The 8,738-nt window shown below is 72.0% G+C and carries 8 protein-coding genes; all 8 read left to right on the forward strand.

Annotated elements, in window-relative coordinates:
* The coding region (gene mshD, locus AB8Z36_RS20895) for a mycothiol synthase (protein WP_369214873.1) at positions 1-891 on the forward strand (891 nt) is incomplete at its 5' end.
* A 98-nt stretch (positions 892-989) separates the two neighbouring features.
* Positions 990-1,409, forward strand: a complete 420-nt coding sequence (locus AB8Z36_RS20900; protein ID WP_369214874.1) for a GntR family transcriptional regulator — start codon at positions 990-992, stop codon at positions 1,407-1,409.
* Positions 1,406-2,308 (forward strand): ABC transporter ATP-binding protein, encoded by a 903-nt coding sequence (locus AB8Z36_RS20905; RefSeq protein WP_369214875.1) that lies wholly within the window; start codon positions 1,406-1,408, stop codon positions 2,306-2,308. The genes AB8Z36_RS20900 and AB8Z36_RS20905 overlap by 4 nt, the downstream gene beginning before the upstream one ends.
* Positions 2,305-3,267 carry an ABC transporter permease gene (locus AB8Z36_RS20910; RefSeq protein WP_369214876.1) on the forward strand — a complete coding sequence of 321 codons (963 nt, stop codon included), beginning with the start codon at positions 2,305-2,307 and terminating at the stop codon, positions 3,265-3,267. The genes AB8Z36_RS20905 and AB8Z36_RS20910 overlap by 4 nt, the downstream gene beginning before the upstream one ends.
* Positions 3,268-3,383: 116 nt before the next feature.
* Entirely contained in the window at positions 3,384-5,756 is a 2,373-nt protein-coding gene (locus AB8Z36_RS20915) for an RNA degradosome polyphosphate kinase (RefSeq protein ID WP_369214877.1), read from the forward strand.
* Positions 5,737-6,864: a CHAD domain-containing protein gene (locus tag AB8Z36_RS20920; RefSeq protein ID WP_440581963.1), complete on the forward strand. Its 1,128-nt coding sequence runs from the start codon at positions 5,737-5,739 to the stop codon at positions 6,862-6,864. The genes AB8Z36_RS20915 and AB8Z36_RS20920 overlap by 20 nt, the downstream gene beginning before the upstream one ends.
* Positions 6,861-7,286: an NUDIX hydrolase gene (locus AB8Z36_RS20925; RefSeq protein WP_369214878.1), complete on the forward strand. Its 426-nt coding sequence runs from the start codon at positions 6,861-6,863 to the stop codon at positions 7,284-7,286. The genes AB8Z36_RS20920 and AB8Z36_RS20925 overlap by 4 nt, the downstream gene beginning before the upstream one ends.
* A gap of 188 nt (positions 7,287-7,474) precedes the next feature.
* Complete coding sequence (gene pstS, locus AB8Z36_RS20930) at positions 7,475-8,599, forward strand: phosphate ABC transporter substrate-binding protein PstS (RefSeq protein ID WP_369214879.1); 1,125 nt, start codon at positions 7,475-7,477, stop codon at positions 8,597-8,599.
* Positions 8,600-8,738 lie beyond the last annotated feature (139 nt).

Below are 8,738 nucleotides of genomic sequence, written 5' to 3' on the forward strand. Positions count from 1 at the left end.
ATCGACACCCTCGCCGCCCTCACCTCCGCGCAGGCCGACGCCGTGCTCGGGCTCCTCACGGACGCCGCGCGCACCGACGGTCAGCAGGCGGTGTCCGAGCAGGGGCGGCTACAGCTCCGCGGCGGAGCGCGCGAGGGCGTGCGCCACCTGCTGCTCAGCGTCGGCGACGACCTCGTGGGGTACGCGCAGCTTGAGGACACCGACCCCGTCGAGGCCCCCGCGGCCGAGCTGGTCGTGCACCCCTCGCACCGCGGGCGCGGCCACGGCAGGGCGCTCGGCTCCACACTCCTCGCACAGTCCGGGCGGCGGCTGCGGGTCTGGGCGCACGGCGGGCACTCCGCGGCCCGGCACCTGGCGCAGGTGCTCGGCCTCACCCTCTTCCGCGAACTGCGGCAGATGCGGCGCCCGCTGGCCGGGCTCGACCTGCCGGAGCCGGTCTTCCCCGAGGGCGTCTCCGTACGCGCCTTCGTCCCCGGCCAGGACGACGCGGCCTGGCTCGCGGTGAACGCCGAGGCCTTCGCGCACCACCCCGAGCAGGGCTCCCTCACCCAGCGCGACCTGGACGACCGCAAGGCCGAGCCGTGGTTCGACCCGGCGGGCTTCTTCCTCGCCGAGCGGGAGAGCGACGGCCGTCTTCTCGGCTTCCACTGGACGAAGGTGCACGAGCAGGAGCGCCTCGGCGAGGTGTACGTGGTCGGGGTGCGCCCCGGCGCCCAGGGCGGCGGCCTCGGCAAGGCCCTGACCACGACGGGCCTGCGCCACCTCGCCGACGCAGGCCTGCCGACCGCGATGCTCTACGTGGACGCGGACAACAAGGCGGCCGTCAGCGTCTACGAACGTCTCGGCTTCACCGTCCACGAGACGGACCTGATGTACCGCACGGAGTCCTGAATCCCGCGCATACGCCTTGGTAGGGGCGGCGTCACTTGACGCCGCCCCTCTTTTACACCACCCTTTCACTACTCAATTAGTGAAAGGGTGGTGCAGCAGTGGTCGAGTTCCGCATCGACCGGCGCAGTGGCGTCGCCACCTACCTCCAGATCGTCCAGCAGACCCGCCAGGCGCTCCGCCTCGGCCTGCTGGAGCCCGGCGACAAGCTGCCCACGGCCCGCGAGGTCGTCGAGGCCACCGCCATCAACCCGAACACGGTCCTCAAGGCCTACCGGGAGCTGGAGCGCGAGGGCCTGGTCGAGGCCCGCCGCGGCCTCGGCACCTTCGTACGGAAGTCACTGGGCAGCGCACCGGCGGACTCGCCGCTGCGGGGGGAGCTCGTCGAGTGGGCCGCGCGGGCCCGTGCGGCGGGTCTGGAGAAGGACGACGTGGCGGCGCTCTTCGCCGCCGTACTTGACGAGCAGTTCGCCGAGCGGCCCGCGCCGCGGGCGGCAGTCACCGAGGGGGATTCCGCATGACCGGCACCGCCATCGAGGCGCATGCCCTCACCAGGCAGTTCGGCAGGCGCAGCCGCGCCCTGCACGACTGCTCGTTCCGGCTGCCCACCGGCCGCGTCTGCGCGGTCGTCGGCCCCAACGGCGCGGGCAAGTCCACCCTGCTCGCCCTGGCCGCCGGGCTCGACCGCCCCACGTCGGGCACGCTGAGCGTCCTCGGCACCAGCCCCGGCGAGGCCCGCGCCCGGGTGGCGTACGTCGCCCAGGAGAAGCCGCTGCACCCGCGGCTCACCATCGCCGACACGCTGCGGTTCGGCGCCGAACTCAACGCGGGACGCTGGGACATGGCCGTGGCCGAGCGCGTCGTGAGCGGCGCGGGGCTCGACATGGCCGCGCGCGTCCGTACGCTCTCCGGCGGCCAGCGCACCCGCGTCGCGCTCGCCCTCGCGCTCGGCAAGCGGGCCGAACTCCTGCTCCTCGACGAGCCGATGGCCGACCTCGACCCGCTCGCCCGGCATCAGCTCATGGGCACGCTCATGGCCGAGGCCGCCGAACACGGGACCACCGTCGTCATGTCCTCGCACATCGTCGGCGAACTGGCCGACGCCTGCGACCACCTGCTCCTCGTCTCCGACGGGCAGGTCAGGCTCGGCGGCGGCATCGACGACCTGACCACCGCGCACGCCCTGGTGACCGGGGCGCGCCCGGCCGCCGACCTCGCCCCGCACACCGTCATCGAGTCCCGCGCCACCGGGCGCGGCCTGACCGCCCTGATCCGCCCCGAGGGCCCCCTCGGCGACGGCTGGGAGGTCTCGGAACCGTCCCTGGAGGAACTGGTGCTGGCCCATCTGCGCACACCGGACGCACCGGTGCTGCTGACGCCGGGTACGACGGCGCGTGCCGGGCGGGGGGTGACGGCATGAGCATGCCGACGCTACGAGGTCCCCGCTGGGTGGACGTACGGCTGCACCGGGGGGCGCTGTGGGCATCCGGCGCCCTCATCGCCGCCGCCGCGGTCTTCACGGTCTGGCTGCGGTGGGCGTCCACCGCCTACCCGCAGCCGACCGACTGCGGCAACGGCCCCTGTACGGACACCTTCCTGGGCTGGGCCAGCGCCCACGACATGCTCACCGGCGCCATGTCCAACGGGGCGCTGTGGCTGCTGCTCCTGCCCGCGCTGATCGCCGCCTTCGTCGCGGGGCCGATGGTGGGCCGCGAGATGGAGTCCGGGGTGTCCAAGCTCGCCTGGACCCAGTCCGTGTCCCCGGCGCGCTGGCTCCTGTCGAAGCTGACGACCGCCGCCACCTGTGCCGTGCTCGGCATCCTGCTCCTGATGGGCGTCTTCCGGATCGGTACCTCCGAGCTGTACGGCAACTACAACCTGGGGTGGCCGGACCGCGGCACCTACGAGCTGTCCGGCCCCGCCATGCCCGTGTACGCCCTGTTCGCCGTGGCCGTCGGCGCCCTCGCCGGGCTGCTGCTGCGCCGCGCGATGCTCGCCATGGCCGCCGCGGGTGGCCTCACGGGCCTCCTGCTCTACGCTCTCGGCAGCATCCGGTGGGACCTCATGCCCACCCGTACGCTCACCGGGACCAAAGCCGACGCGAGCGGGATGTGGTGGCACCCCGGGCCTCCGAACGCCTTCTCCGTCGACCAGGGCGTCACCAACGCCGCCGGAGAACGCTTCTACCAGGGGCAGTGCCACCCGCCGGTCGAGGGCTTCTCCTGCCCCGCCGACACCAGGATCACCGGCTGGTACGTCGACTACCACCCCCGATCCCACTTCTGGTACGTCCAGTTGATCGAGTCCGGGATCGTCCTGGCCCTCGCGGCGGTCGCCGTCTACGTCAGCTTCCGGGTGCTGCGCCGCCGTACGGCCTGATCGGTACGCTCGACCGAGGACTTCCGGCCATGTGGACGCCCGGGAGTCCTCGGCCGATGTCCCGCACGTCATGTCCCCGTAACCGCTGATTCAGACAGCCTTGCGACGCTCGGCCAATGCAGCCCGCCGTGCCCGACCCGACCCCGCCGAACGGGAGGCCGTCCCCCGAGAACGGGAGGCCCCGTCTCGATCCCGCGTTCTCCGACGAGCCCATCGGCGCCCCCACGCGGAAGAATGGCTTCATGAGCCAGCCGAACACGCCGGGACAGGTACAGCACGCTCAGCCCTCCGTCGGTTCCATAGCCGCGCACCGGCCGCACACCATCGCGGCCACCGTCTCCGACCTCGCCCCCGACATCGACGCCGACCTCGACTCCTACGACGAGGACGCCCAGACGGGGCACGACGGGAACGCGCTGCCCCAGGGGCGTTTCCTCGACCGGGAGCGAAGCTGGCTCGCCTTCAACGAGCGGGTGCTCGAACTCGCCGAGGACCCGCTCACCCCGCTCCTCGAACGGGCGAACTTCCTGGCGATCTTCGCCTCGAACCTGGACGAGTTCTTCATGGTGCGCGTGGCGGGCCTCAAGCGCCGCATCGCCACCGGCGTCGCCACCCGTTCGGCCTCGGGCCTCCAGCCCCGCGAGGTCCTGGAACTGATCTGGAACCGCTCCCGCGAGCTCATGGCCCGGCACGCCGCCTGCTACCAGGACGACGTCATGCCCGGCCTCGCCGACGAGGGCATCCACCTCGTCCGCTGGCACGAACTGACCGAGAAGGAGCAGTCCCGGCTCTTCACCCTCTTCCGGCAGCAGATCTTCCCCGTCCTGACCCCGCTCGCCGTGGACCCCGCGCACCCGTTCCCGTACATCTCGGGACTCTCGCTCAACCTCGCCGTGGTCGTGCGCAACCCGGTCTCGGGGCACCAGCACTTCGCCCGGGTCAAGGTCCCGCCGCTGCTCTCGCGCTTCCTGGAGGCCTCCCCGCAGCGGTACGTCCCCATAGAGGACGTCATCGCCGCCCCCGCGCACCTCCAGGAGCTCTTCCCCGGCATGGAGATCCAGGAGCACCACATGTTCCGGCTCACCAGGAACGAGGACCTGGAGGTCGAGGAGGACGACGCGGAGAACCTGCTCCAGGCCCTGGAGAAGGAGCTGATGCGGCGCCGCTTCGGGCCGCCCGTGCGCCTGGAGGTCGAGGAGTCCATCGCGCCGAACGTCCTCAGCCTGCTGGTGCGCGAGCTGAAGATCAGCGAGGCCGAGGTCTACCCGCTGCCGGGCCCGCTGGACCTCACCGGGCTCTTCAGCATCGCCAAGCTGGACCGTCCGGAGCTGAAGTACCCCAAGTTCGTGGCGGGCACCCACCGCGACCTCGCCGAGGTCGAGTCGGCGTCCGCGCCCGACATCTTCGCCGCCCTGCGCGAGCGCGACGTCCTCCTGCACCACCCGTACGACTCCTTCTCCACCTCCGTCCAGGCCTTCCTGGAGCAGGCGGCGGCCGACCCGGACGTCCTCGCCATCAAGCAGACGCTGTACCGCACCTCGGGCGACTCCCCGATAGTGGACGCGCTGATCGACGCGGCGGAGTCCGGCAAGCAGGTCCTCGTCCTGGTCGAGATCAAGGCCCGCTTCGACGAGCAGGCCAACATCAAGTGGGCCAGGAAGCTGGAGGAGTCGGGCTGCCACGTGGTCTACGGCCTCGTCGGCCTGAAGACCCACTGCAAGCTCTCCCTCGTCGTGCGCCAGGAGGGCGAGACCCTGGTCCGCTACTCCCACGTGGGCACCGGCAACTACCACCCCAAGACCGCCCGGCTCTACGAGGACCTGGGCCTGCTCACCTCGAACGCGGAGGTCGGCGCGGACCTCTCCGACCTCTTCAACCGCCTCTCCGGCTACTCCCGCAGGGAGACCTACCGGCGCCTCCTCGTGGCCCCCAAGTCGCTGCGCGACGGGCTCGTCGCCCGTATCGACAAGGAGGCGCAGCACCACCGCGCGGGCCGCCCCGCCTACGTCCGCATCAAGGTCAACTCGATGGTCGACGAGGCCGTCATCGACGCGCTGTACCGCGCGTCGCAGGCGGGCGTCGAGGTCGACGTGTGGGTGCGCGGCATCTGCGCGGTGCGGCCCGGAGTCGTGGGGCTCTCCGAGAACATCCGCGTACGGTCCGTCCTCGGCCGCTTCCTGGAACACTCCCGGGTCTTCGCCTTCGGCAACGGAGGCGAGCCCGAGGTGTGGATCGGCAGCGCCGACATGATGCACCGCAATCTCGACCGCCGCATCGAGGCGCTCGTCAGGGTCCAGGACCCGGCGCACCGTGCGGCCCTCAGCCGGCTCCTGGAGACCGGCATGTCGGACACCACCGCCTCCTGGCACCTGGGCGCCGACGGCAACTGGACCCGTCACTCGCTGGATCCGGAAGGCCAGCCCCTGCGGAACGTACAGGAGATGCTCATAGACGCCCGGAGGCGCCGGCGTGGCACAGCAACACCATGAGATGACAGTGGCGGCGACCGGCACGGCGGACGAGGCCCTGCCGGTCTACCTGCGCGGCCAGGCGACGGAGTTCCTGCGCTCGCTGCGGCAGCACCGCGAGTCCACGACGGACGCGCAGGGCGCGGAGGAGTCCCTGGAGGCGGCCCGCTCGCTGCGGCGGGCCGCCCGCAGGATCGGCGCCACCCTGCACACGTTCCGCCCGCTGCTCGACCCCGAGTGGGCGGCGGCGCTGCGCCCGGAACTGGCCTGGCTCCGCGCCACCCTCGCCCAGGAGCACGCCTGCACCTCCCGTCTGACCCGCCTGCTCGAAGCCCTGCACCGCCTCTCGGGAGCGCTCCCGGTGCCCCATCCGGCCCTGGAGCCCTCCGGCACCCCCGCGGGCAGACGTGCCGCACGGCGCCCCGCGTCCGCCGTGCTGGAACGCGGCCAGGAGCACGGGGAGGGGTGGGCGCGGCCCGCGGCGCCGGGCGCGGACGGGCAGCACCGGAGTTCCCGCGGCCTCACCGTCGGCGCGGCCAAGGCCGCCGCCCTCCTGGAGCGCCAGCTCACCCTCGCCAGGACGCGGGCCCACTCCACCGCCCTCCAGGCCCTCGGCTCCTCCCGGTTCCACGCCGTGGCGGACACCATCGCCGTACTGGCGAGCGAGGTCCCCCTCACCGACGCCAAGGACGACCCGAAGGACCTCGCGGCCGACGCGGAGGCCCGGCTCGCGGAGGCGGTCGGCGTCCTGCCGCTCGGCCAGGCGGGCCACCCGTACAACGCGGGCGCCCTGACCCACGGCCTTGGCACGGACGCCGCCCCGGACGCCCAGGACGCGCCCTGGCTGACGGTCCGCTCCCTGCTGCGCCTGCACAGGTACGCCCAGGAGGTGCTGCTCGGGCACGCCTGCCCGGACCCGCGTGTCATGGAGGCGGGCCACGCACTGGACGTCCACCAGGAGGCCGCGGCGGCGGCCCAGGCGGCGGCCCAGGCCGCGCGGACCCCCCGCATCGCCCCGGCCACCGCGTACGCCCTCGGTGTCCTCCACGCCGACCAGCGGCACGAGGTCGAGGCGGCACGGTTCGCCTTCCAGCAGGTCTGGCAGCACGAGGCGGTGCGTGGCCGATGACGTCCCCGAACAACGCGGACCCGGTCCTCGCGGCCGGGTGCGTCCTGTGGCGCCGCTCCCCCGCCGACGGCGGCCTGGAGCTCTGCCTGGTCCACCGCCCCCGCTACGACGACTGGTCCTTCCCCAAGGGCAAGCTGAAGCGGGGCGAGGAGCCGTTGGCCGGTGCCCTGCGCGAGGTCGAGGAGGAGACCGGGCACCGCTGCGCGCCGGGCGCCCGGCTGCCCACCGCCCACTACACCGTGCAGGGCCGTCCCAAGCGCGTCGACTACTGGGCGGCCGAGGCCACCGGCGGCCGCTTCGAGCCCAACGACGAGGTCGACCGGGTCCGCTGGCTGCCGCCCACCGAGGCCCGCGACCGGCTCACCCAACCCCGTGACCAGCGGCTCGTCGACGCCCTGCTCGACGTACTCAACTCCGCGTAGCGGCTCGGGTACTTTCCGTAACGCGATGTCTAACCAGGCCGACCGCCGAGGTTCACCCCCCGTTCACTCGTGCCCATCGGCCGCTTCACCTGTCCTGCCTAATTTCGGCCTTGCACGACAGAAAAGCGCAAGACAGACATCGCACGCCGCCAGCAAAGGGCCGGCGGCTCCCGGAAGGAACACCCAGAGTGAAGCTTCAGCGCAAGAACCGGCTCCGCGCCCTTTCTCTCGGCGCCCTCGCCGTCTCCGGCGCCCTGGCCCTCACGGCGTGCGGCTCCGACGACACGAGCGAGGGCGGCGGCGGCAAGGAGACCAACGCCAACGCCAACATCAAGTGCGACGACGCCAAGGGCCAGCTCGCGGCCTCCGGCTCGTCCGCCCAGAAGAACGCGGTCGACGCCTGGCGGAAGGTCTACACGGCCAACTGCAAGGACGTGCAGCTCAACTACAACCCGACCGGTTCGGGCGCGGGCATCACCGCCTTCCTCCAGGGCCAGACGGCGTTCGCCGGTTCCGACTCGGCGCTGAAGCCCGAGGAGATCGAGAAGTCGAAGAAGGTCTGCGAGAAGAGCCAGGCCATCGACCTCCCGATGGTCGGCGGCCCGATCGCGGTCGGCTACAACGTCCCGGGCGTCGACCAGCTCACCCTGGACGCCAAGACCCTGGCCGACATCTTCAACGAGAAGATCAAGACCTGGGACGACAAGGCGATCAAGAAGCTCAACCCCGACGCCAAGCTCCCCAGCACCAAGATCCAGGCCTTCCACCGCTCCGACGAGTCCGGCACCACGGACAACTTCACCAAGTACCTCAAGGGCGCCGCCCCGAGCGCCTGGCCGTATGAGCCGGGCAAGTCCTGGGAGCCCAAGGGCGGCCAGTCCGCCAACGGTTCCGCGGGTGTCGCGAGCCAGGTCAAGCAGACCGCCGGTGCCATCTCCTACTTCGAGCTCTCCTACGCGGGCGAGGGCGTCAAGACCGTCGACCTGAAGACGGACGCCAAGGAGCCGGTGAAGGCCACCGTCGACAACGCCTCCAAGGCGATCTCCGAGGCCAAGGTCGTCGGCAAGGGCAAGGACCTCGCGCTCGAACTGAACTACAAGCCGACCGCCGAGGGCGCCTACCCGATCACCCTGGTGACCTACGAGGTCGTCTGCGAGAAGGGCAACAAGGCGGACACGCTCCCCGCCACCAAGTCCTTCCTGACCTACATCGCCAGCGAGGACGGCCAGAAGGTCCTCAAGGAGAACGACTACGCGCCGATCCCGGCCGAGATCATCTCCAAGGTCCGCACCACCGTCGCGGGCCTGAGCTAGCTGAACCGAGTGCGGCCGGCCCCGCAGGACCGGGCCGGCCGCACCGTCCGGTGCACCGCCGCCACGGAGCGCCCGCGCCACGCGCACGGCAGCTCCGCAGACCGGAGAACTCCATGGACATACCAAGCAGCAACAAGAC

The sequence above is a fragment of the Streptomyces flavofungini genome, assembly GCF_041028215.1.
Lineage (GTDB): Bacteria > Actinomycetota > Actinomycetes > Streptomycetales > Streptomycetaceae > Streptomyces > Streptomyces flavofungini_B.